Annotated in this window: 19 protein-coding genes; 2 read left to right on the top strand and 17 right to left on the bottom strand. The window is 67.3% G+C overall.

Going from position 1 to position 16,261, the window contains the following annotated elements; translation table 11 throughout:
- Window positions 1-13: 13 nt before the first annotated feature.
- Together CR918_RS04465 and CR918_RS04460 are read right to left on the bottom strand one after the other, a co-directional pair.
- Complete coding sequence (locus CR918_RS04465) at window positions 14-421, bottom strand: RNA-binding S4 domain-containing protein (protein WP_025873812.1); 408 nt, start codon at window positions 419-421, stop codon at window positions 14-16.
- Window positions 422-430: 9 nt separating this feature from the next.
- Window positions 431-670, bottom strand: coding sequence for a hypothetical protein (locus CR918_RS04460; RefSeq protein ID WP_099842143.1), 240 nt, complete (start codon window positions 668-670; stop codon window positions 431-433).
- Window positions 671-732: 62 nt separating this feature from the next.
- Here CR918_RS04460 and CR918_RS04455 point away from each other — a divergent pair, with 62 nt between their 5' ends.
- A complete protein-coding gene (locus CR918_RS04455) occupies window positions 733-2,205 on the top strand; it encodes an MATE family efflux transporter (protein ID WP_025873814.1) in 1,473 nt (490 codons plus the stop codon).
- A gap of 82 nt (window positions 2,206-2,287) precedes the next feature.
- Here the strand turns inward: CR918_RS04455 and CR918_RS04450 are convergent, their stop codons facing one another.
- The 12 genes from CR918_RS04450 to ffh all read right to left on the bottom strand — a co-directional run bounded on the left by CR918_RS04450 (window position 2,288) and on the right by ffh (window position 10,423).
- Entirely contained in the window at window positions 2,288-2,695 is a 408-nt protein-coding gene (locus CR918_RS04450) for a DUF1801 domain-containing protein (protein WP_032976004.1), read from the bottom strand.
- A gap of 34 nt (window positions 2,696-2,729) precedes the next feature.
- A complete protein-coding gene (locus tag CR918_RS04445; protein ID WP_099783273.1) occupies window positions 2,730-3,164 on the bottom strand; it encodes a DUF1801 domain-containing protein in 435 nt (144 codons plus the stop codon).
- 76 nt (window positions 3,165-3,240) lie between these two features.
- Window positions 3,241-3,615 (bottom strand): DUF6404 family protein, encoded by a 375-nt coding sequence (locus tag CR918_RS04440; protein ID WP_025873817.1) that lies wholly within the window; start codon window positions 3,613-3,615, stop codon window positions 3,241-3,243.
- A gap of 81 nt (window positions 3,616-3,696) precedes the next feature.
- Window positions 3,697-4,098: a 50S ribosomal protein L19 gene (gene rplS, locus CR918_RS04435; RefSeq protein ID WP_025873818.1), complete on the bottom strand. Its 402-nt coding sequence runs from the start codon at window positions 4,096-4,098 to the stop codon at window positions 3,697-3,699.
- A gap of 151 nt (window positions 4,099-4,249) precedes the next feature.
- Complete coding sequence (gene trmD / locus CR918_RS04430; protein ID WP_025873819.1) at window positions 4,250-5,008, bottom strand: tRNA (guanosine(37)-N1)-methyltransferase TrmD; 759 nt, start codon at window positions 5,006-5,008, stop codon at window positions 4,250-4,252.
- 8 nt (window positions 5,009-5,016) lie between these two features.
- Complete coding sequence (rimM, locus tag CR918_RS04425) at window positions 5,017-5,529, bottom strand: ribosome maturation factor RimM (protein ID WP_025873820.1); 513 nt, start codon at window positions 5,527-5,529, stop codon at window positions 5,017-5,019.
- Window positions 5,530-5,574: 45 nt separating this feature from the next.
- A complete protein-coding gene (gene rpsP, locus CR918_RS04420; protein ID WP_025873821.1) occupies window positions 5,575-5,835 on the bottom strand; it encodes a 30S ribosomal protein S16 in 261 nt (86 codons plus the stop codon).
- 192 nt (window positions 5,836-6,027) lie between these two features.
- Window positions 6,028-6,486: a suppressor of fused domain protein gene (locus CR918_RS04415; protein WP_099842142.1), complete on the bottom strand. Its 459-nt coding sequence runs from the start codon at window positions 6,484-6,486 to the stop codon at window positions 6,028-6,030.
- A gap of 126 nt (window positions 6,487-6,612) precedes the next feature.
- Window positions 6,613-7,395, bottom strand: coding sequence for an aminotransferase class IV family protein (locus CR918_RS04410; protein WP_099842141.1), 783 nt, complete (start codon window positions 7,393-7,395; stop codon window positions 6,613-6,615).
- Complete coding sequence (locus tag CR918_RS04405) at window positions 7,392-8,468, bottom strand: NAD(P)H-dependent flavin oxidoreductase (protein ID WP_099842140.1); 1,077 nt, start codon at window positions 8,466-8,468, stop codon at window positions 7,392-7,394. Before CR918_RS04405 ends, CR918_RS04410 begins: the two co-directional genes overlap by 4 nt.
- Before the next feature lie 88 nt (window positions 8,469-8,556).
- Window positions 8,557-8,991 carry a hypothetical protein gene (locus tag CR918_RS04400; protein WP_025873823.1) on the bottom strand — a complete coding sequence of 145 codons (435 nt, stop codon included), beginning with the start codon at window positions 8,989-8,991 and terminating at the stop codon, window positions 8,557-8,559.
- Window positions 8,992-9,046: 55 nt separating this feature from the next.
- Window positions 9,047-10,423, bottom strand: a complete 1,377-nt coding sequence (gene ffh / locus CR918_RS04395) for a signal recognition particle protein (RefSeq protein WP_025873824.1) — start codon at window positions 10,421-10,423, stop codon at window positions 9,047-9,049.
- A gap of 122 nt (window positions 10,424-10,545) precedes the next feature.
- Between ffh and CR918_RS04390 the strand changes: the two genes are divergently transcribed.
- Window positions 10,546-11,340 carry a cytochrome C assembly family protein gene (locus tag CR918_RS04390; RefSeq protein ID WP_099842139.1) on the top strand — a complete coding sequence of 265 codons (795 nt, stop codon included), beginning with the start codon at window positions 10,546-10,548 and terminating at the stop codon, window positions 11,338-11,340.
- Between the two features lie 69 nt (window positions 11,341-11,409).
- Here CR918_RS04390 and CR918_RS04385 read toward each other — a convergent pair whose 3' ends face one another.
- From CR918_RS04385 to CR918_RS04375, 3 genes are all read right to left on the bottom strand, one after another.
- Window positions 11,410-11,874 carry a YqhG/Tai3 family protein gene (locus CR918_RS04385; protein WP_059063500.1) on the bottom strand — a complete coding sequence of 155 codons (465 nt, stop codon included), beginning with the start codon at window positions 11,872-11,874 and terminating at the stop codon, window positions 11,410-11,412.
- A 104-nt stretch (window positions 11,875-11,978) separates the two neighbouring features.
- A complete protein-coding gene (locus CR918_RS04380) occupies window positions 11,979-14,285 on the bottom strand; it encodes a tetratricopeptide repeat protein (protein ID WP_099842138.1) in 2,307 nt (768 codons plus the stop codon).
- 51 nt (window positions 14,286-14,336) lie between these two features.
- Window positions 14,337-16,193, bottom strand: a complete 1,857-nt coding sequence (locus CR918_RS04375) for an ATP-binding protein (protein WP_032975991.1) — start codon at window positions 16,191-16,193, stop codon at window positions 14,337-14,339.
- Window positions 16,194-16,261: the final 68 nt, after the last annotated feature.

Below are 16,261 nucleotides of genomic sequence, written 5' to 3'. Positions count from 1 at the left end.
CCGGGCGGCGCCGTCATAGCGCGTCGATATCACCCAATGCGCGGATCAACCGGCGTGCGCGCTTGTCCGGCTTGTGCTCCGGTGCCTGGTAGCCATCACGCGCGGCAATGCGCAGCGCACGCTGTTCGGCGCGGCGGGCCTTGGAGGCTTCGCTCTCGGCATACAACTGCTGCGCCACCGGCGCCGGACCGCGCTGGTCGCTCAGGCCCAGCACCTGGATCTCGAAGTGTTCCTCACCGCGATCGACCAGCAGCTGCTCTCCCACGCGTACTGCGCGCGAGGATTTCGGACGCTGCCCGGCCACGGATACCTTGCCGGTCTCGATCGCCTGTTTGGCCAGGCTGCGGGTCTTGAAGAAGCGGGCCGCCCACAACCAGATGTCCAGACGGACGCTGGGCGCCAACGGGGAAAGCTCGGACATCGGTGGGGACTACTCCGTTCGCTTGTTCAGGGGGCGCGGATTGTCGGGGTCGGTGCGGCAGCCGCTGCCCCCGATCAATGCCGGCGTGCCGGCCGCCAGGTCCTGGCGCTGGCTGCCGACCAGGCACTCGGGGCGGTCGGTCGGCCGCACCTGGGTATCGCCCAGCCGGTCACCCGACGAACATGCGGCCAGTGTCGCTGCGATCAAGGCCGCCACGATCATCCGCATCGCCTGTTGTGGTTGATGCATTGCCACATCCTGCAAACCGGCTTGATGCTAGTGTGCGCCTCCCGGGAATCGATCACCACTCCATGGCCAAAGCGCCGCTTGACCTGACCTCCGGCCCGATCGGCCGCAACCTGCTGCTGTTCGCGCTGCCGATCCTGGCAGGCAACATCGCGCAGTCGCTGAACGGCTCGGTGAATGCGGTATGGGTGGGGCGCTTCCTTGGCGAAGCGGCACTGACCGCGACCGCGAACGCCAACAACATCATGTTCTTCCTGATCGGTTCGGTGTTCGGCTTCGGCATGGCCTCGACCATCCTGATCGGCCAGGCCATCGGTGCGCGCGACATCGCCCAGGCACGACGCGTGGTCGGCACCAGCGCCACGTTCTTCATCGGCCTGTCGGTGATCATCGCCATCGCCGGCTGGTTCCTGGCCCACCCGCTGCTGGCGGCGATGGGCACGCCCGCCGCCTCGCTGCCGTTGGCCGAGGCCTATCTGCGCATCATCTTCCTGGCGATGCCAACGCTGTACGCCTTCGCCTTCCTCAGTGCGGCGCTGCGCGGTGCCGGCGATTCGCGCACGCCCTTCCGCTTCCTGCTGGTCTCGGTGGTGCTGGACATCGCCCTGAACCCGGTGCTGATCTTCGGCATGGGGCCGTTCCCGGAACTGGGCATCGCCGGCTCGGCGTGGGCCACGCTGGTGTCGCAGACGCTGTCGCTGGCCGGCCTGCTGCTGTACATGCGGCACAAGCGGCACACGCTGTGGCTGGGCCGCGCCGACATGCACCTGTTCAAGCTGGACATGACCATCCTGCGCGCGCTGGTGGTCAAGGGCGTGCCGATGGGCCTGCAGATGGTGCTGATCTCGCTGTCGGTGATCATGCTGATGACCATGGTCAACCAGTACGGCACTGACACCGGCGCAGCCTACGGTGCATCGCTGCAGCTGTGGAACTACGTGCAGATGCCGGCGATGGCGATCGGTGCGGCGTGTTCGTCGATGGCCGCGCAGAATGTCGGTGCGCAGCGCTGGGATCGCGTGCGCGGTACCGCACGCCAGGGCATCGCGTTCAACTTCCTGCTGACCGGCGCGTTGATCCTGCCGCTTGTGCTGCTGGACCAGTATTCGCTGGCCTTGTTCCTGCCGCAGGGCAGCGAGTCGCTGCAGATCGCGCGGCACCTGAACCACATCGTGATCGGTTCGTTCCTGTTCTTCGGCGTCAGCTTCGTGATCTCCGGCGTGGTGCGCTCCACCGGCGCGGTGCTGCCGCCGCTGCTGATCCTGGCCGCGTCGCTGTGGGGCGTGCGCGTGCCGTTCGCCGAATTCCTGCAGCCGTACTGGGGTGCCGATGCGATCTGGTGGAGTTTCCCGGCCGGTTCGCTGGTGTCGATGCTGCTGTCGCTGGCGTATTACCGCTGGGGTGGCTGGCGCAAGGCGAAGATGATCAGTACACCGGTGCATGCCGAAGAACTCGCCACGCCCTCGGAGATTCCCGCCTGTCCGCCTTCGCCGGTGGCCGACCCGGATGCGGCGCTGGAAACCATTCCACCGCGTTGAACATGCACCGGTAGTGCCGGCCGCTGGCCGGCAACTCCATGGACGTCGCAAACATCGCGCAGTTGCCGGCCAGCGGCCGGCACTACCGCTTTTTCTTTTCCGCGTTGTGCCTGGCGGCGGCGCGCAGCAGTGCTTTCAGCGCCGCGGCGTTGGGCATTCCGCCTTCGTGGATGTCGATCGCGCGGCGTGTGCCGCCTTCCAGGCTGGCATTGAACAATCGCTTCGGGTCCGGCAACGCGGCGCCGTGGGCGAAGGTCAGCTTCACTGCCTGCTTGTAGGTTTCGCCGGTGCACAGGATGCCATTGTGTTCCCACACCGGTGTGCCGCGCCATTTCCAGGTTTCCTCCACGTCCGGCAGCGCCTCGTGGATCAGCGCGCGCACGCGGGCGAGGATGTCGCCGCGCCAATCAGGGAGCTCGGCGATGCGGGCGTCAATCAGGGCGGCAGCGGGGAGAGCGGCATCTGCGGGATCGGACTTCTGCGTGGCCATCGCGTGGTCTCGTTCGGGGAAAGAACCTGGGGGATTACATGCGTTCGCCAGGCAGCTGGCTGGCCTGCCGCACCCAGTCGAGGAACCGCGCCTCGTCCAGCGGCTCGCCCTCAAGGATGTGCAGGTAGCGCGTGTCGGCGCTCTTGGACGGTTCAGGCGGAACAGGCTGCAACAGCGCGCCGCGGAAGAACGCGACCTTGATGTAGCGGGCGAAGCAATGGAAGCTGAGGAACCAGCCCTCGCCGGCAGCAACGCCGTACATCGGCGAGTTCCATTTCACTGCCTTGTGCACGCCGGGCACGGCCTGTTCGATCAGGGCGTCCAGACGCTCACCAACGGCCCGTTTCCAGTCCGGCATGGCAGCGATATAAGCCTGCACGGGCGCGTCGCCCTCACCCTTGGCGATCTGCGGGTTACCGCCGGACAGCAGCTTCGGCGCGGCACTGCTGGCAGGTCGCTTGGCGGGCATCGCAGGGGCCATGAGGGGTGAAGGCCCGAGCGTACGCCGCCGCCCGGCAGCGGTCACGGCGCACTGCGCCATGGTCTCAGAGGCTGCTGCGGAACTGCCGCCAGGTGGGCAGCTTGCGGGCCCCGCGCAGGAACCACATCAGGGTGGCCATCACCAGGCCGAACATCACGCCTGCCGCCACCCCGGCAAGCAACAGTAGTTCCAGCGCCGGGGCCCTGCCCTGCCACAACAGCAGCCACATCAGTACCGTCCAGAACACGCCAAACAGCAGGCCCTGCAGGAGCGTATTGGTCAGGAAACCGGCCAGTATCGGCGGCGGAAGCGCGACACCCAGCCGCCACAGCATGCGGTGCAGCAAGGGGGCCGCTTCCCTCCGTGGCACCCCGGAACGGTCCAGGAAGCGCAGCGCCACCTGGATGTCCGCCGGGTATCGATGGTCGGTCTCATCCATCCACTGAAACTAACGAGGCGGCACCACAAACGCAAACGGCCGCCCGAAGGCGGCCGTCGCGGCAACAACCGAAGTTGTTTATCAGCCCTTGGTTGCCAGACGGGCTGCCTTGGCGGCAGCAGCAGCAGCCAGATCTTCCTTGATGCGGGCAGCCTTGCCTTCCAGGCCACGCAGGTAGTACAGCTTGCCGGCGCGGACCTTACCACGGCGCTTCACTTCGACCGAGTCGATGATGGCGCTGTGGGTCTGGAACACGCGCTCGACGCCGTAGCCGTGCGAGATCTTGCGCACGGTGAACGAGGAGTTCAGGCCGCCGTTCTTGGTCGCGATGACAACGCCTTCATAGGCCTGCACGCGCTCGCGGGTACCTTCCTTCACCTTCACGTTGACGACAATGGTGTCGCCCTGGCTGAACTGCGGCAGTTCGCGGGTGATCTGGGCGGATTCGAATTCCGCGACGATGGACTTGTTCAGCTTGCTCATGGGTTACACCGATTCATTGTTCGGGTGGGCGTGTCATTCGACAGCGTGGGCTCATGCAGTCACCGGACTGTGCTGCACGTTTGTTTTGGGTACTGCGCACCGGCCGGGGCCGGCGTAATTGGCCATGATAGCCGATAAAGCAGGGCTGGCGCTAGACCTTGCCCTTTTCCGCCGGGACCTGGCGGGCCAGGGCCAGCAGCTTGCGGTCGGCCTTGCCCAGCGCCTGTTCATCCAGCAGGTCCGGGCGCCGCTGTGCGGTACGGATCAACGACTGCTGCCGGCGCCAGGCGGCGATGGCGGCATGGTTGCCCGAGCGCAGCACGTCCGGCACGTCCCCCAGCGGATGCTGGGCCGGCTGGCTGTAATGCGGGCAGTCAAGCAGGCCGAGGTCGCCTTCGAAACTGTCCTGCGCGGCCGATTCGGCGTCATTCAAGGCGCCTTCCTGCAGCCGGGCCACCGCGTCGATGATGACCGCCGCCCCCAGCTCACCGCCGGACAACACGTAGTCGCCGAGGGAAATCTCCTCGTCGACATTGGCGGCCAGGAAACGCTCGTCGATGCCTTCATAGCGGCCGCAGAGCAGGACCATGCGCGGCAATGCCGCCAGTTCCCGCACCTTGGCCTGGGTCAACGGCGCGCCCTGCGGGCTGAGATGGATCACCCGCGCAGGCGTCGGATCGGCCTCACGGATCGCCTGCAGGCACGCCTGCAGCGGCTCGATCAGCATCACCATGCCCGGGCCACCGCCGAACGGACGATCGTCCACCCGGCGGTAGTTGCCCTCGGCGTAATCACGGGGATTCCAGCCATGCAGGCTGAACAATCCCTTTTCCTGCGCACGGCCGACCACACCCAGCCCAGCGGACTGGGCGAGGAAATCGGGGAACAGGGTGATGACGTCGAAACGCATGCTCACACTCAGAACTCGGGGTCCCAGTCGACCACGACCAGATTGGCCTCGAAGTCGACGGATTTGACGAACTCCGGCACGACGAACGGAATCATCCGCTCGCGGTCACCGCGTACGACCACCACATCGTTGGCGCCGGTACTGAACAGGTGCGAGACCTGGCCGAGGGCAACGCCTTCGACGGTCTTCACATCCAGGCCCTCCAGATCGACCCAGTAATACTCGTCGGCATTGGGCGGCGGCAGCGCACTGCGGGCCACGAAGACCTCGGTGCCATGCATCGCCTCGACCGTGTCGCGATCCTCGATGCCCGGGAAACGGGCCACCAGGTGCTTGCCGGTATCCCGGCCACGGGCGCCTTCAAGCGTCGATTCCTGCCCGTTGGGGCTGCGCAGGATCCACGGTTGGTAACGGAAAATAGCGGAACGCGGCTCGGTCCAGGACTCGAGCTTTATTTCGCCGCGCACACCAAAAGCGCCGACAATCCTGCCAAGCAGGATGCGGCGCTCGTTATCTTTCATCTGCGTTCAATCAGATGGGCCGCACCAGGGCGCGGCCCGTCAGGATCAGGCCGCAGCGGCCTGGGACTTGCTCGCTTCCTTGATCAGGTTGCGAACTTTCTCGGTCGGCTGGGCGCCGTTCTTGACCCAATGGTCAACGCGGGCCAGGTCCAGCTCGATGCGCTTCTCGCCGCCCTGTGCAACCGGGTTGTAGAAGCCAACGCGCTCGATGTTGCGGCCGTCGCGGGCGCTGCGGACGTCGGTGACGATGATGTGGTAGAACGGACGCTTCTTGGCGCCGCCGCGGGTCAGTCGAATCTTGACCATGGTGGTTTTTTCCTATTGCCCAGTCGCCAGGATGGCGCGGTAAGCGGGCGATTATAGCGGCAGAGTCCGGCCGAGCCAACCCCGAAAAAAAAAACGGGCCTGTCCGGTAGTGCCGGGCCATGCCCGGCGGCTTTCATTCAGCAAAGTGATGGATTCAGCGACTGATCCCGCGTCCGGCCAATGCCAAAGGCGTCACGCGGCGCCCGATGCAGGCAGCGCGATACGATCCATGTCGAACACGTCGACCTCGTGACGTTGCAGCAGATCATCAAATACGTCCGCGCCAATCTGCTCGATCAGGCGCCGCTCAGATTCATGGATGGCGATGCACTGGAGCCAGTTTATCGCGAGAGATGGCAGCTGCAGTCCCGCAAACTTTCCCTCACGCCAGAAGAAGGCAGTTACACATGCGCAAAGCTCGACGTGCGTTTCCAGTTCACGACCATTCGAATGACGTAGAGCGCAATCAGATAGTCCGATGGACGAAATCGACTTGAGGCCCGCTTCCGGAGCGCTGAGTGTCGTCAGGATGTCGACCGAACGCTGGCGACGGTCATCGTAAAAGGCCTGGACCTTGGGCCGTGCGTCGCCGCCCATGATCTTCAGCGCGTGCATCGCTACCGCGCGATGCTGCTCGGTGACTGTGCCCATACGGATTGGAACTCCTGCTGTCCTGTGCTGCGAAAGCATCCGCCGGGCATGGCCCGGCGCTACCCGCCATGGGTCTCCACGATAGGGCCGGGGCATGCCCGGCGAGCATCCACCAACGCACTTCGTTCAGGAAAGCGACTGCCAGGGCACCCGGGCCAACACCGCCCTGCCCTGTTCGGCCAGGGCCTGCGAACCCGGCAGCGCCTGACCATTGATGGCATCCAGCGCCCACAACCCGCTGGCGTTGCAGGCGAAGGCCGCCCGCATGCCGGCCAGCTCATCCAGCCGCAACGGCCGGGTCTGCTGTGGGCCCACCCAGCCCGCCTGCAGCAGCGCTTCAGCGGTTCCCCGCAGCGCAGGCGCCTGTGGCCAGATCAGGTGTTCGCCGTCATGCACGGCCAGGTTCCAGGTGGTGCCCTCGCTGATCTGCCCGTCGGCAGTCACGAACAGCGCATCGTCGAAACCCGCTGCCAACGCGGCACGGCGCTGGGCGAACAGGCCAAACGTACCGACATGCTTGATCTGCGGCAGCTCTCGCTGCCATGTCGCGCTGCGTACGCATTTCGGCGCGGTCAGCGCGACCGGCGCGGAGACGGCAACCAGTACATCCACCGGCACGCTTGCCAGCGGCGCGCGGAAATCGAAACGGCGCGAGAACACGGTGACCCGCATCGATGCGTCGACCTGGCCGGCCTGTTGCAGCGCCTGCGCCATCCACGCCTGCACCTGCGCGATATCAAGCCCGCTGCCGAACAGTTCCTGCGTTGCCTTGGCCAGCCGCCGCAGATGCAGATCAAGACCCTGCACCGCGTTGCCGCGCACCTGCAACGAGGTGAAGTGGCCGTAGTTGGTCAGCGCCGGCAGCAGGTCTTCGGCCCGCGCCGTTGCGCCGTTGCAGGTCACCGTCATCGCAGCAGCGCCTGCGCCTGTTCCCACATGCCACGCAGCACGTCAGCGGCCGGCGCTGCCGGTGCCATCCACGCCGACTGCCCGGCCCAGGCCTGCATCGCAGCAAGCCGGTTTTCCTGCGTGGCCTGCTTGCGCATCGGTCCAGTCAGGCCACGCTGCACCGGGTACGGGCGCGGCGCGGGTGCGCCCTCGGCAGCAGCTGCACGCACGTAGGCAGTCGCCAGGCCGCGGCCAAGGCGCCCACTGAACGCGCGCGTCGGCCAGGTGTCTTCGGGTTCGCTGCGGGCCAACGCATCGGCCCATGCCGGCGCCACCGCTGCTTCGGGTGTGCGCAGGAAGGCCGTGCCGATCTGCACGGCACTGGCCCCGAGCATCAAGGCAGCAGCAATGCCGCGACCGTCGCCGATTCCGCCCGCAGCGATCACCGGAATATCCAGGTTGTCCGCCAGCCGCGGCAGCAGTGCGAACAGGCCGACCAGCTGCTGCTCTGCACGCATCGGATCGAAGGCGCCGCGATGGCCGCCGGCTTCGGCGCCCTGTGCGACCACCGCGTCAGCACCTGCGTCCTGCGCAGCACGCGCTTCGGCCAGCGTCGTAGCGCAGGCGATCCAGGCGATGCCCGCATCCTTCAACTGCTGCACATGACGCGGCGACAGCACGCCCATGATGGTCGAGGCCACCGCCGGCCGTGCCGCCAGCAGCGCACTGAACTGCTCCTCGAAATCGGCAGGCGTGGCATCCGCTGCGCTGGCCGCAACCTCCGGCCCCCACTGGCCCAGGAACGCACGCGTGGCGGCCTCGGCGGCCACATCGCGCACCGGCGCGGGATCGGGCAACCACAGGTTCACCTGCGCCGGCCCGCTGGACGCTGCACGGAAGTCCTGCATCCAGCGACCGATATCCGCCGCCGGCGACAACACGGCCCCCATCGCGCCCATGCTGCCGGCGTTGGCCAGCGCGGCGGAAAGCGGAACCGGACAAGCACCGGCCATCGGTGCCAGCAGGATCGGCAGCTGCAATGAAAAACGCCGACAGAAATCGTCGGCGCGTTCGAGAATCGGCGAAAGGCTCACGCGACGCACCTGTGGGAGGAGTCGCTGCCAGCATACGCCAGACACTGTGGACGGGAGCGTCGCCCCGGGCGATCCGCTCCCGCCTGGCTCAGCGTGCAGACACCGCGTAGGTGCGGACCAGCTGGCTGTCCATTTCTTCGTTGAACTTGAACGTCACGTAGCGCGCGTCATCAGCGGCGAACTCTTCCTCGGCGCTGGCGCGACCGATCTCGGTGCCCTCGGCATCCAGCGCACGCGCCACCAGCTTGCCCTTGAAGGCCTTGTCGGCCACCACGTACACCGCCGCGTCCTTGGAGCCCATGCCACGGCTCTTGCCGAGGGTGACGGTGAGGCCCTGCGCGGCCAGGCCCGGATCGGCCTGCAGCGTCACGTTCATGCGCTTGTCCACGCCCTCGCCCAGCCCGGCGACGAAATCGGCAGCGGTACCACTGATGGCACTACCGGCCTTCTGCGACACGGAGGTGTCGTCCTTGCAGGCAACCAGGCCCAGGGCCAGCGCCATCACCACGATCGACTTGTTCATGCACATTCCTTTGATTGATTCCGTGGGTTGTTCAAGCGTCCGATACAGCGCGCGCTCAGCGGAACGGCATGCCACGGCCGCCCATGGCGCCCATCATGCCCTTCATGCTGCGCATCATGCCCTTCATGCCGCCACCGGCCATCTTGCTCATCATCTTTTCCATCTGCATGTACTGCTTCATGAGCTTGTTGACGTCGGCCGGGGTCACGCCCGAGCCCTTGGCGATGCGGGCGCGACGCGAGCCATTGAGCAGGTTCGGGTTGCGCCGTTCCTTCTTGGTCATCGAGCCGATGATGGCGATCATGCGCGGCACTTCCTTGCCCTGGCTGACCTGCTGCTTGAGGTGCTCGGGAATCTGGCCCAGGCCCGGCAGCTTGTCCATCAGGCCGCCGATGCCGCCCATGTTCTGCATCTGCTCGAGCTGGTCGCGCATGTCGTTCAGATCGAACTTCTTGCCCTTGGCGACCTTCTCGGCCAGCTTCTGCGCCTTGTCCTTGTCGACCTGCTGCTCGACCTGCTCGACCAGCGACAGCACGTCGCCCATGTCGAGGATGCGGCTGGCAATACGGTCCGGGTGGAACACGTCCAGGCCTTCCGGCTTTTCGCTGACACCGACGAACTTGATCGGCTTGCCGGTGATGTAGCGCACGCTCAGCGCGGCGCCGCCACGGGCGTCACCGTCGGTCTTGGTCAGGACCACGCCGGTCAGCGGCAGCGCATCACCGAAGGCCTTGGCGGTATTGGCCGCGTCCTGGCCGGTCATGGCATCGACCACGAACAGCGTTTCAGCCGGGTTGACCGCAGCGTGCAGGGCCTTGATCTCGGCCATCATCGCTTCGTCGATGGCCAGGCGGCCGGCGGTATCGACCAGCAGCACGTCGACGAACGACTTGCGCGCGTCATCGATGGCGGCGCGGACGATGGCTTCCGGCTTCTGCTCGGCGCTGGACGGGAAGAACAGCACGCCCACCTGGTCGGCCAGCGTCTTCAGCTGCTCGATCGCCGCCGGACGGTAGACGTCGGCCGAGACCACCATCACCTTCTTCTTGCGCTTTTCCTTCAGGTGCTTGGCCAGCTTGCCGACCGTGGTGGTCTTGCCGGCGCCCTGCAGGCCCGCCATCAGGATGATGGCCGGCGCGGGAACGTTGAGGTTCAGGTCGCTGGCTTCGGCGCCCATCACCGCGGTCAGCTCGTCGCGCACGACCTTGATCAGGGCCTGGCCCGGGGTCAGCGACTTCAGCACTTCCTGGCCGACCGCACGCACCTTGATGCGTTCGATCAGGGCCTGCACCACCGGCAGCGCGACGTCGGCTTCAAGCAGGGCGATGCGGACCTCGCGGGTCGCCTCGCGGATGTTCTCTTCGGTCAGGCGGCCACGGCCGCGCAGGCGCTCGATGGTGCCGGAAAGGCGCTGGGTCAGGGACTCGAACATGCGGCGCAACCTGTCTGAAAGCGGGGGACAATAAGGCCCACAGTATAACGGGTCCACCGCGCTCGCCGGACTGCGACGCCACGCCCGTCGCCAGCACCGCGGGGGTATGCGAAACTTCAACGATGACAATCGTTCTCATCGCCGTCCTGCTCTACCTGGCCGCCAGCGCCCTGCTGGTGCGCGCCCTTGGTCGCAACGACGGGGTGACCTCGCCCGCGTGGCTGTGGCCGGCGCTGCCGGCGATGCTGCTGCATGGCGGTTACCACGTGCTGGTGGCGATGCGCACGACCGGCGGCCCGGACATGCACTTCTTCGCCGCGTTGTCGCTGGTCGGCCTGGGAATGGCCTGGCTGACCTCGCTGGTGGGCGCGCGCGGGCGCATGTCCACTCTGGGCGTAGTGGTGTTCCCGCTGGCCGCGCTGCTGCTGGTGGTCTACCACGGCTACGGCCATGAACCGAGCAAGGTGCTGGGCTGGCGCCTGGCCAGCCACGCCTGGCTGGCACTGCTGGCCTACGCCACGCTGAGCGTCGCCGCGCTGCTGGCGATCATGCTGTGGCTGCAGGAGCGTGCGCTGCGGCGCCGTGAATTCCGTCCGTGGCTGCGTGCGCTGCCGCCGATGGCCGATCTGGAATCGCTGCTGTTCAGGGTGATCACCGTCGGCTTCGCCCTGCTGACCCTGACCCTGGTTACCGGCGTGCTGTTCGTCGACGACCTGCTGGCGCAGAAGCTGGTGCACAAGACGGTGCTGAGCGTGCTGTCGTGGATCGTGTTCGGCGTGCTGCTGATCGGCCGCCGCCGCTATGGCTGGCGCGGCACGAAGGCCGTGCATTGGACGCTGACGGCGATGCTGTTGCTGCTGCTGGCGTTCTTCGGCAGCCAGTTCGTGATCGAGCTGGTGTTCGGGCATTCGCGCTAGAGGCGTGCCGGCCAGCGGCCGGCAATCGGAGCACGGTAGATCCACGCCGTGCGTGGATGCCCCGGATGCTCAAGGCAGCGGTTGGGCCAGGATCCTGCGCACCGAGCGACCGCTGTTGGTGAGGATGTCGTCGACCTGCCAGCAGCCCTCCCCTTTGCGCACCATCGGCACGCGGGTCACGTAGGCCTTGCCCCAGACCGGATAGCGCATTTCGACCTGGCCGGCCGTGGCCGAGGCCTGCTTCCAGCTGTAGCGCACCGGGCTGTCGATCTCCCCGTCCTGCGCGTCCAGCCACGGATCGGAATCGAGCGTGCAGATGCCCTCTTCGCGCACCTGGCAGGCACGCTCGCCATGCAGCGCCTTGGCAAACGCCGCACTGACCAGTGCCTGCGGCGGCTCCAGCAGGTCGCCCTTGCCGGTGGTCGCTTCGAAGAAGGCCCGCGCCACGTCAGCCGGTTGCTGGCAGGCCGGCGCGGCCTGCACGGTGGGGGCCAGCAGCAGGCCGATGATCACCCACATCCCTGTCTTTCGCATATCCAGTTCCTTGGTGGTGGAAGGACGCCGGGCATGGCCGGCGCTACCCATGTGTGTTGCCCGGTAGCGCCGGGCCATGCCCGGCGCGCGCAGCGCGGCAGGGATTACAACCCGTACCGTTCGATCGCGTCCAGATGCGGCTGGCGGTCCTGGTCGCAGGCCTCGGCCAGGCGCAGCCAGCAGTGTGGATGTGCCCAATCCGCCGTGGCCTGCTGCAGGAAGCGGTGCAGCGCAAGCGGCGCATGGTCCTGCGGCTGGGCGACGGTGAACAACAGGCCCGGCAACGTCCCGTCTTCCGCGTCCGGATCGGTCACGGTGTAGTCCGCACGGCTGTGCGACCACACCTTCCAGCCCTGTGCCTCGGCTGCCTCCACGAAAGCGTTCCATGCCTCCTCGCCCGGGTGCGCGCCGTCGACCAGCCAGCTGCGCGCGAAACCACCCCGCTCCAGCACATGCACCTGCGCATAGGTCGGAATGAAGTGCTCGCGCTCCGCTTCGTCCTCTGGTGCGGGGTGTACCAGGCCGGCGTCGAATACCACCCAGTCCCCCACCTGCTGCGCGCGGTTGGCCGGTGCGTTCTCGACGATGCGCGCGGTCACCGGGCCGCTGCGGCGGGCGTAGTACTCCATCGGCTCGCCGCCTTCTTCGCTGCGGATGATCACCCAGCCCCAGGGCTCTTCGACCACGCCCTGCTGGCTGGACAGTTCCATGCCGATCGCTGCCGCCGAGCGGCGCACCGCATCCCAGTCGCGCGCCGCACTGGCCGCACTCATATGGTCCCAATGCGCGGCACTGGGCTCTTCCAGCAGTTCCACCAGCTGCGCATAGCAGGCCTGCGCTTCGCTGAAGCGGCCGGTCTCCATGTACATGCGGGCAAGCGTCCCGCGTGCGCCGTTCGAGCCTGGCGACAACGCCAGCAACGCCTGCGCGGCCTGTTCCAGTGCAGGCCAGTCGGACGCGCGCCGTGCACGCTGCACCTCGCACCAGTGCGCGAACACCGGCACGCTGTCGCGGTAGGTCGCGGCCAGCCTGCGCAGGCCATCATCATCGCCCTGCTCGGCCAGCCAACGCATCAGCGTGTAGGCCGCCGCGCCGTCTTCCTGCGCGTGGCCGCGCACGAAGCCCCACAGCAGCGCCTGCGCTTCCGTCTTCGCGCCACATGCGTGCAGCGCCGAGGCGGCGACCTCGGCCAGCGCGCCGTCGTCCGGCCGCTCGGCGTGCGCCTGCAGCAGCCACTGCGCTTCGCGCTCGGGATCGCGCGACTGGTTCTGTTCGCCCTGCGCTTCCAGCCACGCCAGCAGCTCAGCGGCAGGCACCGGCAGCGGCGCCATCTGCGGCAGCGCTTCGATGCGTGCCGCCAGACCGGCCACCAGCGCGGCAGCGCCGCGGTCCTGGCGCAGCTGCGCCAGATGGGTGCGGGCCAGACCCAGCTGGCGCTGCGCCACCCAGCGTGCACCGCGCTGCAGGGCCAGCTCCAGGCTCAACGCGGCGATCTCGATCACCAGGCGATGCGCGCCGACGGCGGCGAAGTGCTCGATGATCGTGTTGAAGCGCGTTCCCAGATCCCAGGTGTTGCGGGTGGCATCACGGCTGCAGAGTGTCGAAGCGGTATTGGCCCACAACCGCCAGTGATTCGGCGTCAGCTCGCTCCATGGCACCAGCTGCTGCAGCGCCTCTTCATCGCGCCCCAGCTGGGCCAGTGCCCAGGCCTTGGACAGCCGGCGCGGCACCGTGCAGTTGGCTGGCTCGTATTCGCCCGCAGCGGCCACTTCGGCTTCGCGCTTCTCGATCAGCGCCAGCGCTTCCTGCGCACGGCCGCTGGCCAGCAGGATCTTGATCTGCATTTCAGGGAAGCTGTCGAACACTTCCTTGCCGCGCGCCTGGATCGCCGCCGCCTGCACCTGCAGGTAATCCAGCGCGTCCTGGCCGCGGCCGTCGTCCAGCAGCGCGTCGGCCTTCTCGCAGCTCAGGCACTGGAAGCAGGCCCAGCTCGGGTCGATGCGGCCCAGCGTCTCGTCGCAGACCTCGATGCGTTCGGGCACCCAGCCCGGACCATCGATGTTGCCGTAGCAGGCGGCAAGATCCTGGGTGACGCAGATCGACTGCGGGCAGTCCAGGGTATCGGCACGGTGTGCGCGCTCGAACAGCGCCACCGACTCGCCCAGCGCGCTTTCGCCTTCCACGCGGTTGCCGACGCGGTTGCGCAGCGCCCAATGGCCGACATAGACGTCGACCCAGGGGTTGTCCAGCGCCTTGCCCAGCGCGCGCGCTTCGGGCAGCAGTGCATCGACGCGGTCGACCTGCAGTTCACTGACTTCATCGGCAAGGCGGGTCAGCAGGTGGGCGTTCTGCGCCTGGCCTGCCTGGCGCAGGTCTTCCTGCAGTTTTTCGACCCAGTTCCAGATATCCATGGGGGTAATGCTCCTGTCTAGCGAAGGCTGGATGAGAGGGAGTAGCGGTGCTCAGCGCAGCATCTGCTGCAGGGCACCGGCAATGTCGGTAAATGCACCATTGAGATCGGGGCCCGGCGTCGCCGCGCTCTGCTGCAGCGGCCGGCCCTGTGCGGACACGATGATCTTCAGCGATCGCAGCAGGCGCGCGGCCGCCCCGGCCTGCGGGTGGCCCTCGCGCTGGGCCTGCAGCAACGCCTGCACCGCTGGATTGTCCAGGTTGAGGTACAGCCGCGACGGCGCACGCGCCTCGATGCGCGCGGTGAACTGGCGCGCCAGCCGCAGTGCCGCCATCGATACGCGCTTGTCGTTCTCGTCGTCTTCCAGGCGCTGTTTCAGTTCGGCTTCGCGGTCGGGCACCACCACCACCGGCAACGCCTCGGGGCTGAACCGCGCGGGCAGCAGCTGTTCGCCGTCGCCTAGGTGTTCGCGCAGCCAGGCCAACTGCGTATCGTCAAGGCTGTCGTCGGTGCGGAACAGTGCGCGGTTGCCCTGCTCGGTACCCAGTTCGACCAGGCGCAGGCCCTTGGCCTGGGCCCAGCGCCGCAGGAACGGCACCACCGCGTAGCGATGACCATGCGCGACCGGCACGCCCATCGCGCGGAACAGCATTTCCTCGAAGCCACCACCGTTGTCGAGGATCACATGCACTGCGCCGCGCGCCGGCAACGCGCTGGCCGGCAGGTCACCCTGCGAAGTCGGCACCCGCACGTGTTCCAGCAGCAGGTCGAACAGGCGCTCATCGCACAGCGCCGCGCCCAGCAGGGCTTCGTTGTGGCGGCTGAGCACGCGGCGCCAGGCTTCGGGCTGCTGCCGCGCGACGTCGGCCAGGCCATCGATCAGCGCTTCCAGCAGGGCGTGCTGCACGGCGCGATAGTGGTCATCGCGCTGCAGGTCCTCGCGGCTGGCGGTCGGGGTCAGCTTCGATGATTCGATCACCCCGCCGATGAAACCGGCCCACGGCGGCAGCAGGTCGCGTGCATCGTCGTCCAGCAGCATGCCGCGCACGAACACCGACAGGTTGCGGTTGTCGCTGGTGCCGTAGGTGGCACCGTCCTGCACCCAGAGCATGCCGACGGCGTCGCTGCTGCCATCGGGCTGCAGCGGCATCGTCACGATGGGCTCGAAATCGTGTTCGAAACGGGCCGCGAACTGCTGCGCCTGGCGGCGTGCCTGCACCGGATGCAGGGCTACGTCACCCTGCCCGCGCCACGGCGGCGGTTCGGGATTGATCGCGGCGGCCGCCGCACCGATGAAGATCGGCTCGGACAGCAGCGCGCAGTAGCGGCCCAGCACCTCGTGCAGGCGCGCTTCGTTGGCCAGCGGCAGGAAGTCCGGATGCAGCTCCAGCTCGACCTCGGTGCCGATCGCGCGCGCCGGCACTTCGCTGACGGTGTACTGCTCGGCGTTGCTGGACACGTACAGGTGGCCCAGCTGCGGCGCCTGGTAGGAGGTGGTGCGCACGCTGACACGGCGCGCCAATACGAAGGCCGACAGGAACCCCAGGCCGAACATGCCGATCAGGCCTTCATCGTCCTCGCCGTCCTGGCGCAGGCCCCGGGTGTAACCGACACCGACCGTGGCCAGGTAATCGTGGATTTCCTGCCGGGTCAGGCCGGCACCGGTATCGGTGATGCGCAGCACGCCGGCGGCGACATCGACCTGCACGTCGATGCGCGACACACTCTGGATGCCGGGCTGCTCGATACGGCGACGGATGATCGAATCGTGCGCGTTCTGCACAAGCTCACGCAGCGCCACCATCGGCGTGGAATACAGGTGCTTGCCCAGCACCGTCATCAGTCCATTGAGATCGACCCCGGCGCGGCGGATTTCGGCGGCGGGGGTGCTGAACATCGGGTCCTGCATGTAAACGATTACTCCTTGCCACGGAAAGGCGCCAGAGGGCGCCTTCGTCGAGCCGGGAAAACTAGCAC

The organism is Stenotrophomonas indicatrix (genome assembly GCF_002750975.1).
Classification (GTDB): domain Bacteria; phylum Pseudomonadota; class Gammaproteobacteria; order Xanthomonadales; family Xanthomonadaceae; genus Stenotrophomonas; species Stenotrophomonas indicatrix.
The sequence above is the reverse complement of the archived record's forward strand: the minus strand, read 5'-3'. Positions and strand labels throughout refer to the sequence as shown.